The sequence below is a fragment of the Streptomyces sp. SAJ15 genome (assembly GCF_007595705.1).
Lineage (GTDB): Bacteria > Actinomycetota > Actinomycetes > Streptomycetales > Streptomycetaceae > Streptomyces.
This window is the reverse complement of the sequence record NZ_NISY01000004.1, coordinates 605324-625679: the sequence shown is the minus strand read 5'-3', so window position 1 is coordinate 625679 and position 20356 is coordinate 605324. Positions and strand designations below refer to the sequence as shown.

The following is a 20356-nucleotide window of genomic DNA, read 5'->3' as shown; positions in this document are numbered from 1 at the left end:
CCGTTCACAGGGTGGTGTACGCCGACCGCCACGCCACCTCGAGGCGCGCGGTGCCGGACGGGTCGTTCGCGCTCCACGCGATCTCGGACCGTCCGGGCGGCAGGGTGAACAGGTCGAGACGGGATGCGGGGCTGAGGTCGTTAGCCACGTTGACGGTGCCGTTGCGCAGTGCCCAGCAGGTGCCGGGCCGGGTCTCCATCTCCACCCACTCGCCGTCGCGCAGCGACAGGTCGAGTTCGAGGACGCGGCGGGTGACGGTGTTCCAGATGCGTGGGCCGGTGACCGGGCCGTGCACGCGCAGGCTCGGGTAGGTCGGCACGTCGCCGTGGTTGGTGACCCAGCCGGGGCGGTCGTCGGCCGGGGGGCGCTCCGGGTCGGCCGGGCGGCGGCAGGCGGCGGGTCGGCCCATTGCCTCATCGACGGTGCGATCCCCGCTGCGGGGGCGGGCGGCCTGGTCCAGGCCGAGCGTCAGCTTCGACAGCTCGTCGTCGTACCAGCGAGGGTTGTCCAGGCCGACGAATTCGATGTCGAGGGGTATCCACCCGTGCACCGCGTTGGCCGTACTGGTCGCCTCCATACGCCGAAGTCGCCCGTACATGCGGCGCGTTGCATGCCCGGGCCACCTGCCTCGCAGGACGTGACGGCCGTCGGGATTGGTACGGGCGTCGGGGGTGTCCAGGGCGCGCTCCAGCCGGGCGAGGATCTCGGCGGCCTTCACCGGGTCTCCGGGCGTCTTGATGCCCGCCTCGAAGCGCAGGGGGCGCGGGCCGTAGAAGTCCCGGCCCGGTGAGGTGCCGTCGCTGTTGGAGTTGTCGGCGTCCTGCGGGCGGGTGCCGGGTGATCCGAGCCCTTCGACGTTCCCTATCGGGACGTAACTGCCGGTGCCCAGGACGACACCGCCGATCTCGTACTGCCACGGGGCCAGTTCGGGGCGGCTGTGCTTGTTCGGTGCTGTGGTCATCACACTCTCCCGCCCCGCTGCGCGTTGCGCAGGGTGCGCATCATCTCGTTGCCGATCTGCTCGGGGGTGGCGGAGCTGTCGGTGACCGTGACCGGCATCGAGCCGATCAGCGGCTGCTGCTCGCGCACGACGACGACCTGGACCCGCCCGCCGGCACGGGCGTCCACCACACGGGTGCGGGCGCGGTCACTGCCAGTGCGGATGTCGAAGGAGCGCACGACGCCCGCCATGGCCGCGACACTGCGGGCCTGCTTGAAGCTGCTGGCGAGCATCGGGTTGTAGTCGCGGCTGCTCCGGCCTCGTACGCCGCCGTTGGCGTACCACTCGACCTGGCCACCGAACCGGTCGACCACGGTCTCCACGATCGCCTTGCTGCGCTCGCGCTTCGAAGCGGCTAGGGGTACATATGCCTCTCCGCCGGTCTCCCGCTCACCCCATATGCGGTAGCTCCCGGCCGGGGCGATCTGTGCGACGTGCCGCTCGCGGCGCCGGCCGCCGGTGATCCCGCCGTCGGCGAAGTAGTCGACCACCGCGCCGTCGGCATGCCGCTTGGCGGCGCGGGCCTGCGCCTCGGCCTGCTTCTCGATGGCGTCAGCGATGTTGGTGTTCTGCTCGGCGAGCTGGCTGAAGATCGAGACGTGCCGGGTAGTGACCGTGATCTCCTTGCCGCGCAAGGCATTGATGCGGCCCTGGATCGTGTCGGCCGCTTTCTTCGGGCCCCCGGTGGGGACCGTGACCTTCACGTCCTTGGAGCCGGGGATCTTCTCGATGCGGAAGCCGAGCGACTCCAGCTCCTTGCGGGCACCCGCCGTCGGCGCGCTGACCCGGACGCTCTTGGCGCCGGGCGTCGCCCGGATCTTCGCCTGCACGGCCTCCAGGCTCTTGATCGCCGCGGCGGTCGGCGCCGACACCTTCACGTTCTTCGACTTCGGGGTCTGCCCGAGCTTGTCGATCAGCACGTCCAGGTTCTTGCGGGCGCCCGCGGTCGGTGCCGTGATCTTGATCTGCCGCGTGCCCGGGACAGTCTTGACGGTGAAACCGAGGCTGCGCAGCTTCTTCTGTGCGCCGTCGCTCAGCGAGTCGACCTTGATCGTCTTCTGCTTGGGCAGCCTGTGGAACTCGGCCTGCACCGCGATCAGGTTCGCCAGCGTGCTGTCCATGCCCTTGGTCTGGAGCAGCAGCGACACCTTCGACGGCAGCAGGCCGAGGCTGTCGGCGACGCCCTCGGCCTGGGCCTTGGTCAGCCCGTAGCCGCGGGCGGCTCGGATCGCCTCCGCGCGGGCGCGGCTCATCTCCCCGCGGGCCTTCGCCAGCGCCGCGGGCAGCGACTCGCCATTGCGGATGGCCAGGTCGTAGGTGGCCACCGAGGCGTCGGCCGCCGCGTCGGACAGGGCGGTGAGCTGGGTGTAGAGCTGCTGCCCGTTCCTCGTCGTGGTGTTGAGGGTCTTGTCCTCGTTGACGAGCTGCTTGCCGCCGTAGCCCTGGCCGCGGTTGACGCTCTTGCTCCCCTCCTGCAAGTCGAGGACGGCGGAGTTCACCTTGGCCTTGGCTGCCTGAAGAGAGATCTGGCCGCCCGACAGCAGGTCGAGCGCCGACTTCAGCGAGCGCGTGCGCGTGTCGGCGTCGGCGGTCTCGTCTGCCAGACCGCCGACGGCCGCCTTCAACCGGTCGTATGCGGAAGTGCCGTCCCCGGCCCCCTTGGTGGCCCTGGCGAGTTCCTTCGCGTTCTTCACCGACTCGGCCATCTCACCCTTGACGCTGCCGAGCGCATCGGCGGCGTCCTTGTACTGCTGGCCGACCTCGGAGTAGTCCTGGACGGTCGCCTTGCCTGCGGCGACGTCCTTCCACACCTTGTGCTTGTCGGCGGTGGCCTGGAGCTGCTTCTGCAGCGCGTCCAGCGAGGTGCCCTGACCCAGGTACGCGTCCGTGAGCGACGCGAGCGGCACACCTGCCTGCTCCATGACCTTGGTGAGCTGGCCCTGTTCGGTCTTCGTGTCCAACAGGGCCTGGGCCGCCTGCTGGCGGACGTTGCTGTCGATCTGTCCCCCGGACTCACGCAGCGCGGACGTCAGGGTGGAGATGCGCTGCTGGTGTTCGGCAGCGGCCTGCGCGGCCTTCTGCTGACGCGCCGCGAGCAACCCCAACCCCACCGAGACGCCCGCCATGACGACACCGAACGGTCCGCCGAGCGCGTTGGTCACGCCGCCGAGCGCCGAGCGCAGTCCCGATCCAGCCGCCCGGCCGACCCCGTTGAGCGTGCCGACGAACGTCTGCCCGGCGCCGTTCGCGCTGCGGAACGCAGCAGTCATGTTCCCGAGGAATCCGACACGAGCCTGCACCGCTGCCCACGCCGCTCCGTACCGGGACAGCGCGACGCCGGACGCGGCGGCCAAGGACTGCTGCACCCGCATCTGCTGGTTGAAGGACTGCACCCCGGACCGGACGGGGCCGGTCATGGTGTTCGCCATGTTCGTCAGGGCGGGCTGCGCTCGGCGGAACAGCAGCATCGCCAACGCGGCCGACTGGATCGGCGCGGGCAGCGCGCCGAACGCGCTGACCAGCCCGCCGACGAGATGGCCGACGGGAACGAGGACCAGGGACAGCCCGGAGACCGCGTCCATGGCCACGTTGCCGACGGTGGCGATGATGTCGAGCGTGCCGGCCGCCGCGCCGCCCTCCTCACCGAGCCCGGCGACGGCCTTGAGGAGCGGTTCCGCACCGTCGGCGGCGTTGTCCAGGACGTCGCCCAGGGTGCTTGCGGCATTGATCAGCAGGTTCAGGCCAGTGGCCAGCGAGTGCTCACCGATCTCCGTGAGCGGCCCGATCAGCGCCTTGGCCTCATCGATGAGCCCGCTGAGCCCGTTCTTCGTCGCCTCCTTCAGGTCGGGGCCGTACAGGGTGGCGATGTCGCGGCCGTAGTCGAGGGCCATGGTCAGGTACGGGGTGGCCCCGGCCATCCCGCGGGTGAGAAGACGGGTCACCCACTCCAGGCCGGGCGCCATCCCCTCGTACAGGGCGATCCCAGTCTGTTTGGCCTGGGTGCGCAGCTGCGTCATCGCACCGGCGAGACCCTCGCCGCGCGAGGCGGTGATGGACGCTGCTGCACCGGTCTGCCGTACCGCCATCGACAGGGCGTCAAAGGACTCGGTGCCCTGGTGGGCAAGCGCCACCGCGCCGGACAGGGCGGGCTTGCCGAAGGCACGGGTCACTCCGGCCGCGAAGTCCTTCTGGCTCATGGAGTGTTCGGCCTTCGACAGACCGTCGATCACCGTGCGCAGGCCCTTGAAGCGCCCCTGCGCGTCCCAGGCTTCTATACCGAGGTCCCGCAGGGCGTTCTTCATGATCGGCGTCGGCGCCGCCAGGTTGGCGAAGATCCCACGCAGGCTCGTGCCCGCCGTCTGGCCGAGGATGCCGGACTTGCCGAGCATGCCGACCGCGGCGGCGGTGTCCTGGAGGCTGACGCCGAGCGCGTTCGCGACCGGGCCCGCGTACCGCATCGAGTAGTAGATGTCGGTGATGGAGCCGGAGGCGTTGTTCGCCGTGGCCGCGAGGGTGTCCGACGCCCGGGACGCCTGATCAGCACCGAGGCCGAACTGATCCATGATGTCGCCCAAGTACTTGGCCGACGTGGCGGCGTTGACGTCGGCCGCCGCCGCGAGCTGAAGCGAGGCACGTACGGCGTCGATGGACTGATCGGCGCGGAAACCGGCCTTGCTCAGCTCGACCATGCCCTCGGCGGCGTCCGCCGACGTGGAGGTGGGCAGCGTCAGGTCGTTGCCGAGTTCCTGAGCGACGACGGCGGCGCGCTTCATCTGCGCCGCGGTCGCGCCGGTCACCGCCCGGAACAGGTTCATCTGCCGCTGGTAGCGGTTGCCCTCCTCGATCATCTCACCGGTGCCGAGGACGAGGGCGCCGCCGGCGAGCATGTTCGTGGCGGACAGGCCCCGGCGACCGGCCCCGGCGGTCGCCCGCTGGAGCCGGGACATCGACCGGGCGCCGTCGTCCCCGGCCGCGCGCAGCGCCGCACGGGCCGCCCCGGCGCGGGCGGTGAGCCGGTTCAGCTCCCCGACGGCCGCACGGGAGGAACGATTCAGTGCGGCGAACTGCGCAGCGAGCCGCGCCCCGTTGGCGTCCAGTCGGGCCAGGGACCGGTTCGCGGCGTCGGTACGCTCCCCCAGGGTCCGCATCTGGGCGGAGGCAGCACGGGTTCCCGCGATCAGGTCGCGGACCTCGGCGCGCATCGCGACCGTGAGGGTGAACCCGGCCACCGCGGCGGCCTCCTTACTTACGTGGTGCGGGGGTGGATCAGGGGCGCGGCTCGTACTGCTCGCGCGGCAGGAGCTGGATCTTCACGCCGTAGCCGGACCGGTCCTGGGGGACGTGATCGCGTTCCTGCTCGATCAGCTCGCAGCCGGGGCAGCGCAGGGTGTCGGTGACGTAGGCGTGGGGGTCGCCGCCGCGTTCGCGGTCCCACTCCTCCAGCCGGGTGTGGCATTCCGGGCACACCGACCGCTGCCACTGCGCCCAGGCCAACGCTTTGGCCCGGTCGAGGTCGGACCAGCGGCCGTCGCCGCCGAGGAATTGCGAGTGCGGGATGCCGTACCGCTCGCACAGCTCCAGTTCGGCGCGCAGGCCGGCGTCACGGCTCAGCCTTTTCCCAGCTCGACCCGGCTTTCCTGCTGGATCTGCCAGGCGGCGTCCCACAGCGCGTTGGCGTCCGGCGCCGACCAGCCGTTCAGCAGCTCCTCGGCCTCCTCGCGGCTCATGCCGTCCACGGAGGCCGCCGCCACCAGCGCGGCGGGGAAGGTGTCGGCGTTGAAGATCGCCCCCTCCTCGGCCTGCTGCTCGGTGGGCGGGTGCTCGCTGATCAGCTCCTCCAGCACCGGGCGCGGCAGCGCGCGGAAGGTAAGGAACTCCGAGGCGGCGTCGAGTGCCGCCAGGGCCTGGTCCCGCGCCGCATCAGCGTCGGTTGCCTGGCGCGCGGCCAGCTCGTCACCCGGGTTGGCCTCGGCGACGAACCGGGCACGGCGGGCGGCCTGCTCAGCCTCGTCGTACCGCTGGCGCAGCTCGGCGTCATCGCAGATGCGCAGCCGGTTCTGCGGGCGGGCTCGGCGGCGAAGCCGTTCCATCTTGGCCGACCACGCCCCCTCCGCCGCCGTGGCGGAGGGGGACGGGCGCTTGGCCTGTGCGGGGCGCGACACGATCAGCCCTCGTCGGCGTCGTGCTCGCGGACCGTCGCCTCGGTCTTGGTCTTCGTGGTGCTGACCACGGTCACGTCGACGTGGTCACCGTCGGGGTGACCGTGCCCGTGGTCGTCGTCGCAGTCCTGGTCCGGCAGCGGACGGGGATGGGCCTGCGGCACCGGGCGGTCGAGCGACGGCTCGTCGGTGATCGTGAAGTCGACCTTGAACTTCGCGGCCTCGTTGCCAGTGCTGTACGTCGCGGCGCGGGTGGCGACCTGCACGGGGAACACGTCCACCGAGCGGGAGCCGGGCAGGTCGCCCTTGCGGAGCAGGATGACGTAGCCCTTCGCGCCCTTGGGGAGCTGCTGCTCGATGGCGTCGGAGAACCGGTCCTCGTAGAAGGTCAGGCTGGAGTTCTCGGCCTTGTCGTTGCCCGGGATCGAAGAGTTGAAGGTCGAGCCCATGTCGGGGGTCTCGATGGGGTCGTTCTCCAGCGCCCAGCCCTCGATGTCCGAGACGGCGTCGGTCAGAACGAAGGCGTTGGTGATCTCCCGGCGGCTGGGGTACTTCGGATCGTTGAGGTCCTTGGACCAAAGGATCTTGGAGATGCCGCGCCGCAGAAATCGGGTCTGGGTCTTCTTCGTGCTCGTGGACACAGGTCCGCTCCCACTTCTGGGGCAGCGTCCCGTGCCGAGGCCCTGCCCCTTGAGGTTCAAAGGGGGTTCGCCTGGCCTGGGGCCTAGCGTCCGCGCGGGCCTCCGCGGTGAGGATCAGGAGAATCGATTCTTCATGCTGGGGTCACGGTGATCGTGACCCGCTGCACGTAGGACACGATAGCGCCTGCCGCCGACACCGAGGGCTCTCCTCCGGCGTCGTAGGTCAGCTCCCGGTCGATGACACGGGCTTCGGGAACGTGCAGGTCGTGGGTCCAGCTTCCGTCCGTCCGGCCGACGACGCCGGCGCGTACGCGGTCGGCCAGCCACTCGACCTGATCGGCTCGTTCCCCGACCGAGGTGACCTGGTAGGACCAGGCGGCATCGGCGTGCCAGTCCCACAGGGGCGGGCCCGCGAACTCGGCGGGCAGCGAGTCGAGGATCGTGTACGGCACGGGTGCGGGCTCCCAGCCGGACTTCCCCTGAACACGCGGGAGTTCGCCGACACCGCAAGGGCGGCCCGTGACGTGCTCCAGGAGGGCGGCGAGCGCGCGGGTCACCGGAAGACGAGCGGTCACGGCAGCACCCCGTCCGCCAGGGCCTGGATGAACGCCGGTTCGGTCTGCCGGAACGCGGGCTCGACGTGCGGGAACGGCGGCTGCCGGTAGTGCCGCCCGAGGCTGTCCACGCCGACGAAGCCGTATTCCAGGCGTCGCGCCTGTGGGGCGTCGGAGAACACCTCGGCGGTGACCTCGCCGCCGCCGCTGCGCATCCGGACGTCCCAGGAGGCGCGGTACTGCCCGGTGATCACGTTTGGGCCGGGCCTGCCGCTCGCGTTCCGCTGGATGCGGACCCGCAGCAGCATGGCGTGGTGCCGTGTGATCGTACGCGTACGGGCACGGGTCGCCGGACCCATCCGGGCCAGCGCGGCGGCCAGCGCGATCGGATCACGGAACGCGGTCGCGTCCGGGTGAGCGTTGGGGTGCGGGTTCGCCGGGGCCATCAGTCGATCACCTGCACCCTGACGATGCGCACCACGCTGTAGGTGCCCACCGCTTCGTCGGAGACGCGGAACCGACGGCCCACCAACTGCGGGTCACGGGGACCACCAGGGCGCACGGAACCGGCCACGCGGATCACGTCGTCGCGACGCAACACCGGGGCATCGACCGGCAGCACGGCCTGGTAGTCGGTGGTCGGCGGCTCGACGGCGATCGACCCTCCGACGGGCTGGGTGATGGCCGGGCGGCTGATCGGCATTACCGCGCCGAGCCCGTCCCAGACCAGTTCCTCGTCCGGCGCGGGCGGCACGAGCCGGCCCGTGGTCTCGTCCAGCACGTCATCCGTACGGCCTGCGCTGTCCCGCCACGCTTCCAGCTTGTCGTCCAGGATGCGGTCGAGGACCCGGCGCGCACCCTCCACGTCAAAGGCCACGGGCCCACTCCCCGAGCTGGGTGAGCATCGCCTTGGTCAGCGAGTACGGCTCGGTGCCGAGGTCGGGGCGGGCCAGTGCGGCGCGTTCCAGGGCCTCCGGGTCGATCGCGTCGAGGAAGATGGCTGCCACTGGGCCCGGGTCGGGCGGGTCGGCAATCGCGACGCGGGCCATGCCCGACCACTGGCTGTCGCCGCGGTCGGCAACGTGCAGCAGAATCTCCGGCCACTCCCCGGCGAAGTGGGTGACGGTGTACGCCTTGACGGCCCTCGGGTCTATCCGTGCGCCGTCGATCTCGATGTCGGCCTTACCGCCCCGCGCGCTGATCTCCACGCGCCGGGCGGCGGCCTTGTCGTTCGTCTGATCCATTCAGCCGACGCTAGGAGGGCTGTCGGACAGCTCCAGCGGGCCCGACCGGCGTGCTAAGGCTTTCGTCCCGTTCTCACTGCCACTCGATGAGGACTCGGTTGAGGGCGTTGTCGAAGGCGAAGCGACCAGGCCGTGGATCGAGCGGCTCGCTGCCGAGCGGCTGAATCTCGAACTGGACCTCACGGTCGCGGTACCCGCTGTCCCAGGTACGCATCTCCGCGACGGCACGCTGAACCAGTTCGTCAGCGCCGGGGCCATGCCCGACGACACCGATTTCGTAGAGCTGGCGGCCGTCCTGGTCCTTCTCCGCCTGGCGATTGACCAGGTAGCCGATGGCGCCCCTGTCGACCACGGCCATGTACTGGAACCGCGGTCGGACGAGCCCTCGCTCGACTGCCGGGGCATCGGGTTCGAAACGGCTCAAGGCGTTGTCCATGGTGCACGCGAGCCACAGCCACATCCACTCCCAGGACTCTCGGCCTCGGAACGTCACCCCGGACCATGCCTCATGTGCCGGCTGGTCCAACACGCCGAGCAGAGCTTCCGAGTGGGCTGCCTGCTCCTCGTTGATCTGGACGCGGACGGAGCCGTCGGCGGTCAGCGGAACCATGCGCCGTGGATCATCAGCGATGCCCTGACGCAGTGGCACGAACGTGTTCAACTGGCTGCTGACACTGCGCCAGGCCCCCTCTTGTCGCTCGTACGCGATCGAGCGGCACACGCTGCCGCGCAGCCGCTGAGCTACGACCAGCCGCCCTCCGGGCGTGAGCTGGTCCATCCATGCATGGGGAATGCCGTGCGCGCCGACCGTGGCAATGATCCGGTCGTAGGGCGCGCCCTGGGAGTGTCCGAGTGCACCGTCGCCGAGCAGGACGTCGACGTTCTCGATCCCGGCGGCCGAGAGGTGGGCGCGGGCTCCGTCCACGAGATCTTGGTCGACGTCGATGGTGGTGACGTGGCCGGTCTCTCCGACGATGTGGCCCAGCAGTCCGGCGTTGTACCCGGTGCCGGCCCCCAGCTCCAGCACCGTGTGTCCGGGCTGGGCTTGGAGCTGGTCCAGCATGAGGGCGACGATGTCGGGCTGTGAGGCGCAGCTGATGGATGCCCCGTCGCCGTCGTACTTAATATGGACTGTCGCATTGGCGTAGGCGTCCTCGAGTGACGCTTCGGGCACGAACAGGTGGCGGGCCACGGCCCTCATCGCCGTCTCTACTGAAGGCGTGCAGGCGTACCCGGACTTGCGGACGCTGTCGACAAGGGCATGGCGAAGCCGCTCGGCTGCGGCATCGGGAGTAGCAATCATGTCGGTGCTCACCGCGCCGACGCTATCGCTCTCGACTGTGGCGTCGGCGGGTAACGCCGTGTGGTCACTCGATCCCATGACTACCTCTCGTGCGATGTGGAAGATCAGTGGTGAGCGATCACGGCTCGCAGGCCGTTGATCGAGATGTCACGGTGCCGTCCAGTGAACCGCGCGCAGCCGCACGGATGTCCTGACGCCGATCTACGGGTTCTCCGTTGGTCCGTTAACTCTTGGCGACGGGCCTTCTGGGCACCATTCGCAATACGTACTCTGGCCACAATGCTCCGATCAGCGAGGGGAAGCCGACGTGAATGAGAGCGTTATGTTGGGGGACCGACTCCGGGTGGCACGCAAGACGCGGGGACTGTCCGCCGCGCAACTTGCCCAGCGGGTCGCGGTCTCCCCCAGCCTGGTGCAGAAGCTGGAGTCCGGCGCGCGGAAGGCGACGCCGAGCCTGATTCTCGCGCTGTCGAGGGCACTGCACTTCGGCCCCGAGGTGCTGACCGGTCAGCCGTACTACGGGGACCCCGAGGCGGAGGACGGCGTGCACGCCGTCATTCCGGAGCTGAGGCGCATCCTGCTGTGCTTCGACACCCCAGATGAGCTGGAGACGCGTCCACGCGCTCTGCCGGTCCTGGCCTCCGAGGTGGACCAGATCGCAGCTCTCCGGCGTGATGCCCGGTACGTGCCGATGGGGCCGCTGCTCCCTCCGGTGATCACAGAACTGACCCACGTCGCTCTCAGCGCGCGTGGCGATGAACAGCAGAAGGCATTCTGGCATCTGGCCCGCGCGTACCGTGCGGTCAACAGCCTGGCCCACAAGATGGGGCACCACGACCTCGGCAATACGGCGCTGGAGCGGGTGAGGTGGGCAGCGGATCGCAGTGGTGACCCACTCATGCAGTTCACGGCCGGGTTCCTGGTGGCGGGGTCGATGCTGCGGCAGGGAGCTACTGAGTCGGCTCGTCGCAAGCTCAAGGGTCTGCGGCACGAGTTGGAGCGGGCCCAGCCGGAGCATTCGTACACCGACGACGCGCTTGCGGTCGACGGGGCGCTGCTGCTGAAGCTGGCGGTCGTTGAATCGCGGGACAACAACCCCGATGCGGCGGAAGAGTTCCTGCGCGAAGCAGAGCAAGTCGCGCTGATGGCCGGCAACCGGGACAGCCTGGCCTACGAGATGAGCTTCGGCCCCACAAACATCAAGATCCACTCGGTGCATACGTTGATCGACACCGGCGACAGCGAGCAGGCCCTCGCCCGGCTCACTGAATGGGGACAGGGCGGAGCGGCATGGGCGCCGCCTGCCTCCACGGTGGGTGAGCGATCCAGCCACCATCACATCGACGTCGCCTCCGCACGCCTGGCGGAAGGTGACCGCGGCGGAGCGTTCGCAGAGCTGAAGCGAGCCCGGAAGATCGCGCCGAACCACACGCGATTCCACCCATCCGTGCGCGAAACGCTCGGCTCGCTGCTGCGCATGGACACGCACCCGTCAGCCGAGTTGTCCGCGTTCGGCACCTGGGCCGGAGTCGCGTAGCACAACTCCCTTTACTCTCGCGGGACTTGGCCTGAATTGGGTGCGGACAGTTTGTCCGCGCACACCCGCCTCCAGAGTGGAATGGTCCTCTCACACTCAGTTGTGAGGGGGCCTTTCCTATGTCGGACGCGATCCCGACCACTCGACTGCCAAGGTGGATGCCTCTCGGCAGCGAGCCGGAGTTGTGTCCCGCCGGCACGTGGTGGGACGCCATCCGTGCGCCCGAGCACGTGGGCCGCAGGGCCGTAGAGCTCATCGAGGAGCAGGGGCTGCCTGTCGGGTCCGTCGTCCTCGACGACGGCGGCCGTGAGCCGCGCATGTACTTCCTGACGCCGGTCGGCACCGCTGAACGGTGGGAGGAACAGGGCACTGTCGCGTTGGGACCGTCCTGCCACGTTCTCGTCCCCTCGGCGAAGCGGACGTCCGGCCCCGGACTCCACTGGCACCGGCTGCCCACCGGCCCCCGTGCCGTGATCTCACCTGACGGGCTTCACCGCGCCCTGATCAAGGCGCGCCGGGAGCGCGAAGGCCCCCATTAGGACTCGCTCTGCGGCCTGAACTCCTCCCCGTGGGAGCTGCCGCAGAGCGGCTAAACGCCGCCCCACCCACTCCCCGTGGGGCGGCCCCCGCCGGACCCCGGCGGATGCAAGTGATTGTTCCAGCACGTCCGACACACAGAGAGGATCAACTGTGCCTCAGCCCAGGCGAGAGAAGAAGGACCACCTGATCTACGCGGACGTCGTGGACTCCAAGTCCAAGGCGGGCGTCTGGATGGGCGAGCGGGCCTCCTTCCAGGAGAAGCAGGGCCGCATCATCGACGCGCTCAAGGAGCAGACCGACTGGGTCGAGCTGAAGGACGCGATCATGGTCATCGGCACCGACCCGGCCGGCATCACGGTCATCGCCCCCAACCCGACCCTGCCCGGCGTGATCGTCCTCGCCGACGGTGGCTCGCCGGCCACCTCCGCGAAGCTCCAGGCCACCGCCGAGGACAAGGTCCGCGAGGTCATGGCCGAGCTCGGCATCGCCGAAGAGGAAACGGCGGCCTGACCAACATGGCCGTCCCCCGGATGTTGTGGGGGAAGTACTTCCAGTACGAGCGGGACGGGGAAGCAGTTCTCCTCGACCCGGTCGGGCTGGACAGTGTGTTCATCGACTCCGGCGAGGTCCACGACCTCGCCGGGGTCCCCCCGACCGCGACTCATGAAGCCCTCGCAGGGCTCGGCTTCACCTCCGACGGCCCCGTGGCCGACCGGCGAGAAGCACTCCGTAACCGTCTTCGACTCCTTGGGCTCGACGCCACACCTGACCGCATCAGTGGTCTGCGCGTAGTGCTCACCGACCGCTGCAACATGGCCTGCACTTACTGCTTCGTCGATACGAATACCGGCAAGCCGGACATGACGAAGGAGGAGCTGTCGGAGGGCCTGGAGTTCCTGTTCGAGCAGAACGCCGGCCAGGAAGAGGTGTCCATCCAGTGGTTCGGCGGCGAGCCGACGATCCGCTTCGACCTCATGCAGTACGGCGACCGGCTCGCAGACACCCTCGCCGACCGCTACGACGTCGCAAGGGTCCGGCGCACGGTCGTCACCAACGGGGCCCGTCTGACCGACGAAGCCCTCGACCACTTCGTCGCGTACGAGTACGGGGTCGGCATCTCCATCGACGGCCCCCCGGGCATCAATTCCGCCCACCGCCTTCTGCTCGGCGGACAGCCCGCAGACGACCGCATTCGCCGCAACGTCGCCCGATTCGTCGAGGCGGAGGGGCTGCACGTGGGCTGCAACCTCACCCCGACGGCCGCGAACATCGGGCGCTTGGCCGAGACTGTCCGGTGGATCATCGATGACCTCGGGCTGAAGTTCATCTACGTCAACACTCCCATCCCGACTGCTGGCCGCTGGCAGGTAAAGGGCGCCAACCTGGCTCAGGAGCTGTACGAGGCCCGCCTGGCCGCCCTGGGTCGCGGCGGAATGCTGTTCTCTGTCCTCGACCGCGCCTTCCAGGCCCTCGACACCCGACGGCCGATGCTGTTCGACCACATGCAGGGGGACCGCAGCCTGAACGCCGCCCTGCTGCCCGGCAACCGGGTGAGCCTGTGCGACATCAACTTCACCGAGCCGTCATTCCTGCACACCCTGGACGAGTTGCGTGCCGATCCAGGACGACTGGCTGGTGTGGCGAAGAACGTCGCGCCCATCCCCGAGTGCGGGAACTGCCCGGCGCTCGCCATCTGCGGTGGCCCCTCCCGCAACGAGCAGGCCCTCGTCGGAGGCAGCAGCCCTGATCCCGAGATGTGCGCGTTCTACACGAGCACCGTGGAGATCGCCGTGTGGGACAACACGGGGGTGCAATGAGCGTCCACGTCCGTACGGCGCTGGTCTCCACGGCCGGGCACTGCAAGGTGGCCTGCGGCTTCTGCTTCCGCGCTGACCGTGCTCACGGCTTCCTCGACACCGCGACGTACACACGCACGCTGTCGCGGCTGCGGGAAGCCGGCGTGGAGGGCGTTTGTCTGACGGGTGGCGAGCCCACCCATCATCCGCAGCTCAGGCAACTTGTACGGCTGGCGCACCAGTTCGGCATGTCGGTGTCGATGGTGACCTCGGCCCGCTCCGTGGCCGAGGTCATCGCCCTCTCCCACGTGACGCACCTACTGAGCAACGTGACCGTGTCCGCCGACTCACAAGGCGCGATGCTGCTGGGACGTACCACCCGCACAGCGGCCTCGGGCATCGCCACGCTACGCGCCATCAGCACCGAGACGAAGATCCTCCACGTCACCTGCTGGGGCCTGAGCGACGATGAGTGCCAGGAGCTGGCCGACCTCGTGTCCGAGGCAGGCGTGGAGGTCCAGTTCAGCCCCGTCGTCCTCGACGAACGCGCCTTGCGCCGGGACGGCAAGTCGGTCCAGGACTACCTGGTACAGCAGCATCTGGACGCCGACGTGCTGAGCCGCTACTTCAACCTGTCCGATCGGTACCGGGCCTACCTCGGCGAGCTCCGGGACCTACAGCTGCCACCGGCGGGGGGCGAGCGGTGGTCGTGCCGCTCGGCGACTGCGTACGTGTCCGCGGACGGTCACATACGGCGCTGTCCCTACGGCCAGGCATCAGTCAGCGTCCATGCGCCTCGGGCCAGCATCAGACAGTTCCTGACCGATCCGGCGCAGGACCGCGTGACCCCGGACTGCGCTGCCATCTGCCGATCCTCCGCCGCATCCGACGACCGCGCGGCGTCGTGCGCCGCGCCGGCGTGAGCGGCGCTACGTACACGACTCCATGGACCGACCTATGACGATCACGACACCGGACGACTTCACACATCGGTGGCGGCAACCACCGAACTTCCCCCTGGAGGTCGCCTTCGACTACACGTTCCTGCCCGCCATCGACATCCTCGACCACATCCGCCAGGACACGGAAGTGCGCTTCACGATCCTCGGGGACGACGACTGGCAGGTGCGCATGGATCGCACCGCCGCCTTCCGCACCGCCCCGCTCGAAGAGATCGTCACATGGCCGTTCCGGCTGGTGCACTTCAACCTCAGCCGCTTCTACGACGACCTTCTGCACGGCTTCCAGGACGAGGTGATGATTCCCTGGCGCGCCCATCTGTCCGCCCGGGGTTTCACCTGGCAGCGCCTGGCTCCGATCCTCTTCCTGTCCACCGAAGGCGCGTCCTCGACGTACCACAACGACAACTCGCACGGTCTGGTCTGGCAGGTGCATGGCACCAAGACGTTCCACAGCTACCTCACACCCGACAAGCACCTCTCGGCAGAGGCCGCGGTGATCGGCGAGACGACGGGTGAGGAGCCGCCCGAGCATGACGCGGCCGACCGCCAATCCGTCGTCATGCGGCCCGGCGACCAGCTGTGGAGCCATGCCCTGACCCCCCACTGGGTCACCACCGAGTCGTCGCTCGCCATGAGCGTCACCCTCTCCCACGGCGGCCTGTGCCACCAGGGCCGCTTCTCCGAACGGGAGTTGGCGCTACGAGCCTACTGGGACAAGAACCCTGCCGAGGCGTGGACGCATGACCTGCGCAGCGTCCGCTACTGAGACCGCGTCCCACGACACGAGGCATCGGCCCGTGTCGTGGGACGCCCCCATCAGCCGGTTACGGCGTGAGGCGGTTCGGTCCGCGGAAGAGGAAGGTGGCCTCGCGGATCGACTCCAGACCGAGGAGCACCATCAGCACCCGGCCGAGCCCCATGCCCAGGCCACCGTGCGGCGGGCAGCCGTACCGGAACGCGTTCAGGTAGTCCTGCAGCGGCTCTGGGCTCATGCCTTTCTCGGCGGCCTGCTTCAGCAGCACGTCATACCGGTGCTCGCGCTGTGCGCCGGTGGTGACCTCCAGCCCCTTCCACAGCAGGTCGAAGCTCAGAGTCACACTCGGGTCGTCGGCCGGCCGCATGTGGTAGAAGGGCCGGATGCTCACCGGGTAGTGCGTGATGAACACGAACTCGTGCCCGGTGGCCTCCTGGATGTGGGCGCTGATGCTGCGCTCGCCCTCCGGGTCCAGGTCCTCCTTGATCCCTTCCGGGTCCCAGCCTCCCTTGCGCAGGATCTCGTGCGCCTCGGCCATGGTGATGCGGGGGAAGGGCGTCGTCGGTACGGTGATCTCCACACCGAAGTGCTCTCGGATGGCGTCACCGTGGGAGTCGGCGACCTTCGCGATCGCGTGGGCGAGCATCTGCTCCTCGAACGCCATCACGTCCTCGACGCCGTCGATCCAGGCAAGCTCGACGTCGACGCCGGTGAACTCGGTGGCGTGCCTGGAGGTGAACGATGGCTCGGCACGGAAGACAGGGCCGATCTCGAAGACCTTCTCGATGCCGGCCGAGATTGCCATCTGCTTGTAGAACTGCGGCGACTGCGCCAGGTAGGCGCTGCGGCCGAAGTAGCCGAGCTTGAAGACCTCCGCTCCGGATTCCGACGCCGTACCCATGAGCTTGGGGGTGTGCATCTCAGTGGCGCCCTGCGTGTAGGCGTACTCGCGCATCCCCTGTTCCAGGGTGGTCTGCACGGCGAACATCAGCTGTGTGGCGGTCCGACGGCGCACGTCCAGGAAGCGCCAGTCCAGCCGATGCTCAATGCCGGTGTGCTCGTCGATCGGCAGCGGCGTAGCGGCCAGGTTCAGGACCTCGACCGACTCAGGGACGAGCTCCAGGCCGCCGAGCTTGACCTGCTCAGCGTCGACGACGCGGCCGGTGATCTTGACTGCGGACTCGGGGGTGAGAGCTTCGAGCTGGGCCTCAAGCGGCCCGTCGTCACGCTTGTGGGTCACCTGCACCATGCCGGTGCTGTCCCGCACGATGACGAACTGCATCTTGCGCTGCAGGCGCAGGGTGTTTACCCACCCGCAGACAGTGACGGTACGGCCGACGTGTTCTCGCAGGTCAGAGACGTGTACGCGGCTTTGGATCATTGCGGTCCTCCGAAGGACGTCGTCATGATCCCTTGGGAGTGCGGGCGAGAAGGGCAACTCGCGGTGCCACCGCACTTTCGCCGCCACAGCGTGGCGGCCTCATTCGGGCCCGTTGACGGGGGCCAACCGGCGGGGCATTGGACCACCGAACGGGGTCGTTCCTCCCCGCGCTCAGGAGGGTCTTCGCCTCGGGGCGCGAGGCCGCCTTTCCAGCTTCCGGCGGCTCTCTCGGCTCGCGTGATCCCGGGCTACTCGTCTCCATCAACGCGTTGCCCAGCAGGATACGGATCTCACGGGCGCCGCCGCAATCAAGAACACACTTCTGAACGGGAGGAACGGCTGTGAGCGTGCCCGTGCGACGGGCGGTGGCCGCCGACGCCGGGGAGCTGGCCCGCCTGCGCCAGCTATCGCTGACCTGCCCGACAGTCCCTTGGAGCAGGCCCCGGGATGTACCGGACGGACCGTGGGTCCAGGAGTGCCAGCAGGTGTTCGCTGCCTTGCTCCATGGCCCAGACACGGTCGCCGCGTTCGTGGTGGATGCGGCTCCAGGCCGCGTGGCGTCCTGTGCGGTGGGGTTTCTTCTACCCCGGCTTCCTGGCCCAGGGAGCAGCAAGCCGTTCAACGGTGACATCAGCACCGTCGCCACCGATCCAGAGTTCCGCAGGCGGGGCTACGCCCGGGCAGTGGTGACGGCCCTCATGGACTGGATGGCCGTGCGCGGCTGCAAACGTATCAGCCTCGCGGCCAGCCCAGAGGGAGAGCCGCTGTATACATCGCTCGGGTTCGTGTATGACGAACCTCGGATGACCTGGCGGGTCCAGTGATTGCCCGGCACCGGAGCGACCAAAACGTCCCGCTCGACCAGCACCCGGCGCGCGACGACGTTGCGCTGCGGCCGGCGGTGGAGGACGCCGCGATGGGCCGTTGGGAGGGGGCACGGGATCTGCTGACGGCGACCGGCACGGACTGGGACCGCCGGATCTTCCGCCTTCAGGTACTCGCCGAGGCCGGAGCCCGCCTGCGGTTCGCCGACACCTGGGCAAGGGCCGAACCGCGCTCGCCGCACGCACTCGCCCTCCTGGCCAACGTTCAGGCCCTCCGGGCCATGATCGCCGGCCCAGGCAGCAGCGGCCGGGGCCTGATGGAGGAAGCCTGGGCCACCTGCCGTACGGCCCTGGAAACGTGGCCCGAGGACGTAGCGCCGCTGGTGGTGATGCTCGCGCTGCTACGTAGCCACGCCCCAAACCGTAAGACCTTGAACGCGGTATGGGACGAGATCGTCAAGCGCGACCGGTGGAATCGCGAGGCACACCACGAGGTCGTGACCTTCTTACTCCCCCGCTACCACGGCCAGCAGGGCGAAGCGATGTGGTGGGCCGAGGAACAGGCGGCCACCGCCCCTCAAGGGCTGCCGATCGCGGTTCTGCCACTCGTGGTGATCGCCGAGGCCCACCGGACCCGCCAGGAGCAGGACCGCGACGCTTACGGGCTCACCATCCATCCATGGGTCGACTGCCCGCAGATCGACCACGTGCTGGAGGGCTGGTGGCGCTACCGCGCCCCGCGACCGCACGCCTGCTTCGCGGATGACGCCAACTACCTGGCTCACGCCCTGTCGTTCGCGAACCGTCACAGCGAGGCCCTGGAGGTCTTCGACGCGATTGGCCCGTACGCCACGCAGGTCCCCTGGTCGTACTGCGGACAGGCCCGCGACCTATTCCTGCGGCACCGCGCCTGGGCCTACAGCCCACCTCGGCGCCGACGCCGCTGAACCCTCGAACTACCCCTTAAACGAACGAAGGACGGAAATCCTGTGCCCCTCGATGTATCTCGCGTCTCTGACGAGGAACGCCTGAAGCAACTCGGCTACCAGCAGACGCTCTCCCGCTCCATGTCGGGCCGCGCCAACTTCGGCGTCAGCTTCACGATCATCTCCATCCTGTCCGGCTGCATGACGCTCTACGGCTACGGGATGAACACCGGCGGGCCAGCGGTGATCATGTGGGGCTGGCTATTCGTCGGCTTCATGACGCTCTTCGTCGGGCTGTCCATGGCGGAGGTCTGCTCCTCCTACCCCACTAGCGCGGGCCTCTACTTCTGGGCGCACCGCATGGCGCCCGCGAGAACGGCCGCGGCGTGGGCGTGGTTCACCGGCTGGTTCAACACCCTGGGCCAGATAGCTGTCACCGCGGGCATCGACTTCGGCGCCGCCACCTTCCTCAACGCCCTACTGGACCTGCAGTTCGGCTACGCCGCCACGCCCGGACACACCATCACGCTCTTCGGGATCATCCTCGTCCTGCACGGCGTACTGAACACCTTCGGCGTGCGCATCGTCGCCTTCCTCAACGAGGTGTCCATCTGGTGGCACATCCTCGGCGTCGTCGTCATCTGCGGCGCCCTGGTGCTCATCCCTGACCACCATCAGTCGAACAGCTTCGTCTTCGGTGAGTTCGTCAACAACACCGGCTTCTCGTCGAGCGTGTACGTGGTGCTCATCGGACTGCTCATGGCTCAGTACACGTTCACCGGCTACGACGCCTCCGCCCACATGACCGAGGAGACCATCGACGCCTCCACCGCCGGTCCCAAGGGCATCGTCCGTTCGATCCTCGTCTCCCTCGCCGCCGGCTTCGTCCTGCTGTTCGGCTTCACCTACGCCATCGACTCCTACTCGGGCGCGCTCGAGTCCACCACGGGGGTGCCACCGGCGCAGATCCTGATGGACGCCCTCGGCGCGGCGGCCGGCAAGTGGCTGCTGCTGGTCATCATCGTCGCCCAGCTCTTCTGCGGCATGGCCTCGGTGACCGCCAACTCCCGGATGATCTACGCCTTCTCCCGCGACGGCGCGCTCCCCTTCTCCAGGACGTGGCACAAGCTCAACCCGGCCACTCGTACCCCCACGAACGCCGTCTGGCTCGCCACCGGTGGGGCTTTCGCTCTCGGGCTGCCCTACCTGTGGAACAGCACCGCGTACGCGGCCGTCACCTCCATCGCCACCATCGGTCTCTACATCGCCTACGTGATCCCCACCTTCCTCCGGTTGCGCCAGGGCGACAGGTTCGAGCGCGGCCCCTGGCACCTCGGCTCCTGGTCCACCATCGTCGGCACGATCGCTATCGCATGGGTCTTGGTGATCACCGTGCTGTTCATGCTGCCGCAGACGTCACCGATCACCGCGCACACGTTCAATTACGCACCCATCGCCGTCGGCGTCGTCGTCGGCTTCTGCGGCGCCTGGTGGCTCATCTCGGCCCGCCGTTGGTTCCTCAAGCCGGCGCACTCTCGCAGCTCTGGTCTCAGCCGGGAAGCTCGCGGGCAGGAGGCCCACGGCCAATAGACTCCCGTCCGACGCCCCGGGCCCCCAGCGTCACGGTCAGCTCGTACGAGTAGTTTGTGCCAGAGTGCGGGCACGAGAGACGACCTTCAAGCGGACGCACACCGCGACGCTCAGCCAACTGGTCAAGAACGACTGGCCCGCAAAT

General features: G+C 68.8%; 20 protein-coding genes. 9 read left to right on the top strand and 11 right to left on the bottom strand.

The window, feature by feature from the left end; translation table 11 throughout:
- Window positions 1-4: 4 nt before the first annotated feature.
- From CD790_RS15315 to fxlM, 10 genes are all read right to left on the bottom strand, one after another.
- Window positions 5-961, bottom strand: coding sequence for a phage tail domain-containing protein (locus tag CD790_RS15315; protein WP_144383733.1), 957 nt, complete (start codon window positions 959-961; stop codon window positions 5-7).
- A complete protein-coding gene (locus CD790_RS15310; protein WP_144383732.1) occupies window positions 961-5229 on the bottom strand; it encodes a phage tail tape measure protein in 4269 nt (1422 codons plus the stop codon). The genes CD790_RS15315 and CD790_RS15310 overlap by 1 nt, the downstream gene beginning before the upstream one ends.
- 37 nt (window positions 5230-5266) lie before the next feature.
- Window positions 5267-5665 (bottom strand): hypothetical protein, encoded by a 399-nt coding sequence (locus tag CD790_RS15305; protein WP_079038374.1) that lies wholly within the window; start codon window positions 5663-5665, stop codon window positions 5267-5269.
- Window positions 5608-6162: a hypothetical protein gene (locus tag CD790_RS15300; RefSeq protein WP_055550367.1), complete on the bottom strand. Its 555-nt coding sequence runs from the start codon at window positions 6160-6162 to the stop codon at window positions 5608-5610. The genes CD790_RS15305 and CD790_RS15300 overlap by 58 nt, the downstream gene beginning before the upstream one ends.
- Before the next feature lie 2 nt (window positions 6163-6164).
- A complete protein-coding gene (locus CD790_RS15295; protein ID WP_144383731.1) occupies window positions 6165-6800 on the bottom strand; it encodes a hypothetical protein in 636 nt (211 codons plus the stop codon).
- A gap of 131 nt (window positions 6801-6931) precedes the next feature.
- Complete coding sequence (locus tag CD790_RS15290; RefSeq protein WP_143662768.1) at window positions 6932-7375, bottom strand: hypothetical protein; 444 nt, start codon at window positions 7373-7375, stop codon at window positions 6932-6934.
- Window positions 7372-7800, bottom strand: a complete 429-nt coding sequence (locus CD790_RS15285) for an HK97 gp10 family phage protein (protein ID WP_121746860.1) — start codon at window positions 7798-7800, stop codon at window positions 7372-7374. The genes CD790_RS15290 and CD790_RS15285 overlap by 4 nt, the downstream gene beginning before the upstream one ends.
- Window positions 7800-8231 carry a DUF6093 family protein gene (locus CD790_RS15280; RefSeq protein WP_144383730.1) on the bottom strand — a complete coding sequence of 144 codons (432 nt, stop codon included), beginning with the start codon at window positions 8229-8231 and terminating at the stop codon, window positions 7800-7802. The genes CD790_RS15285 and CD790_RS15280 overlap by 1 nt, the downstream gene beginning before the upstream one ends.
- Window positions 8221-8598, bottom strand: coding sequence for a hypothetical protein (locus tag CD790_RS15275; RefSeq protein WP_144383729.1), 378 nt, complete (start codon window positions 8596-8598; stop codon window positions 8221-8223). The genes CD790_RS15280 and CD790_RS15275 overlap by 11 nt, the downstream gene beginning before the upstream one ends.
- A gap of 73 nt (window positions 8599-8671) precedes the next feature.
- Window positions 8672-9913: a methyltransferase, FxLD system gene (gene fxlM / locus CD790_RS15270; protein WP_313956510.1), complete on the bottom strand. Its 1242-nt coding sequence runs from the start codon at window positions 9911-9913 to the stop codon at window positions 8672-8674.
- A gap of 310 nt (window positions 9914-10223) precedes the next feature.
- Between fxlM and CD790_RS15265 the strand changes: the two genes are divergently transcribed.
- From CD790_RS15265 to CD790_RS15240, 6 genes are all read left to right on the top strand, one after another.
- Complete coding sequence (locus CD790_RS15265) at window positions 10224-11438, top strand: helix-turn-helix domain-containing protein (protein ID WP_260867600.1); 1215 nt, start codon at window positions 10224-10226, stop codon at window positions 11436-11438.
- Between the two features lie 158 nt (window positions 11439-11596).
- Complete coding sequence (locus tag CD790_RS15260) at window positions 11597-11977, top strand: hypothetical protein (protein WP_241837774.1); 381 nt, start codon at window positions 11597-11599, stop codon at window positions 11975-11977.
- A gap of 151 nt (window positions 11978-12128) precedes the next feature.
- Window positions 12129-12488 carry a hypothetical protein gene (locus CD790_RS15255; RefSeq protein ID WP_055550344.1) on the top strand — a complete coding sequence of 120 codons (360 nt, stop codon included), beginning with the start codon at window positions 12129-12131 and terminating at the stop codon, window positions 12486-12488.
- Between the two features lie 5 nt (window positions 12489-12493).
- A complete protein-coding gene (locus tag CD790_RS15250; protein ID WP_144383726.1) occupies window positions 12494-13795 on the top strand; it encodes a radical SAM protein in 1302 nt (433 codons plus the stop codon).
- The gene (locus tag CD790_RS15245) at window positions 13792-14697 is read left to right on the top strand and encodes a radical SAM protein (protein ID WP_144383725.1); all 906 of its coding nucleotides are present in this window, start codon (window positions 13792-13794) and stop codon (window positions 14695-14697) included. Before CD790_RS15250 ends, CD790_RS15245 begins: the two co-directional genes overlap by 4 nt.
- A 34-nt stretch (window positions 14698-14731) precedes the next feature.
- Window positions 14732-15502, top strand: coding sequence for a hypothetical protein (locus CD790_RS15240; RefSeq protein WP_144383724.1), 771 nt, complete (start codon window positions 14732-14734; stop codon window positions 15500-15502).
- 58 nt (window positions 15503-15560) lie between these two features.
- On the opposite strand, the gene aspS is transcribed toward CD790_RS15240, so the two are convergent.
- Window positions 15561-16871 (bottom strand): aspartate--tRNA(Asn) ligase, encoded by a 1311-nt coding sequence (gene aspS / locus CD790_RS15235; protein WP_144383812.1) that lies wholly within the window; start codon window positions 16869-16871, stop codon window positions 15561-15563.
- Between the two features lie 341 nt (window positions 16872-17212).
- Here aspS and CD790_RS15230 point away from each other — a divergent pair, with 341 nt between their 5' ends.
- From CD790_RS15230 to CD790_RS15220, 3 genes are all read left to right on the top strand, one after another.
- On the top strand, window positions 17213-17695 hold the full coding sequence (locus tag CD790_RS15230; protein ID WP_222108248.1) for a GNAT family N-acetyltransferase: 483 nt from the start codon (window positions 17213-17215) through the stop codon (window positions 17693-17695).
- Between the two features lie 92 nt (window positions 17696-17787).
- A complete protein-coding gene (locus CD790_RS15225; protein WP_144383723.1) occupies window positions 17788-18642 on the top strand; it encodes a hypothetical protein in 855 nt (284 codons plus the stop codon).
- A gap of 42 nt (window positions 18643-18684) precedes the next feature.
- Complete coding sequence (locus CD790_RS15220; RefSeq protein WP_260867588.1) at window positions 18685-20211, top strand: amino acid permease; 1527 nt, start codon at window positions 18685-18687, stop codon at window positions 20209-20211.
- The last annotated feature ends 145 nt before the right edge of the window (window positions 20212-20356 follow it).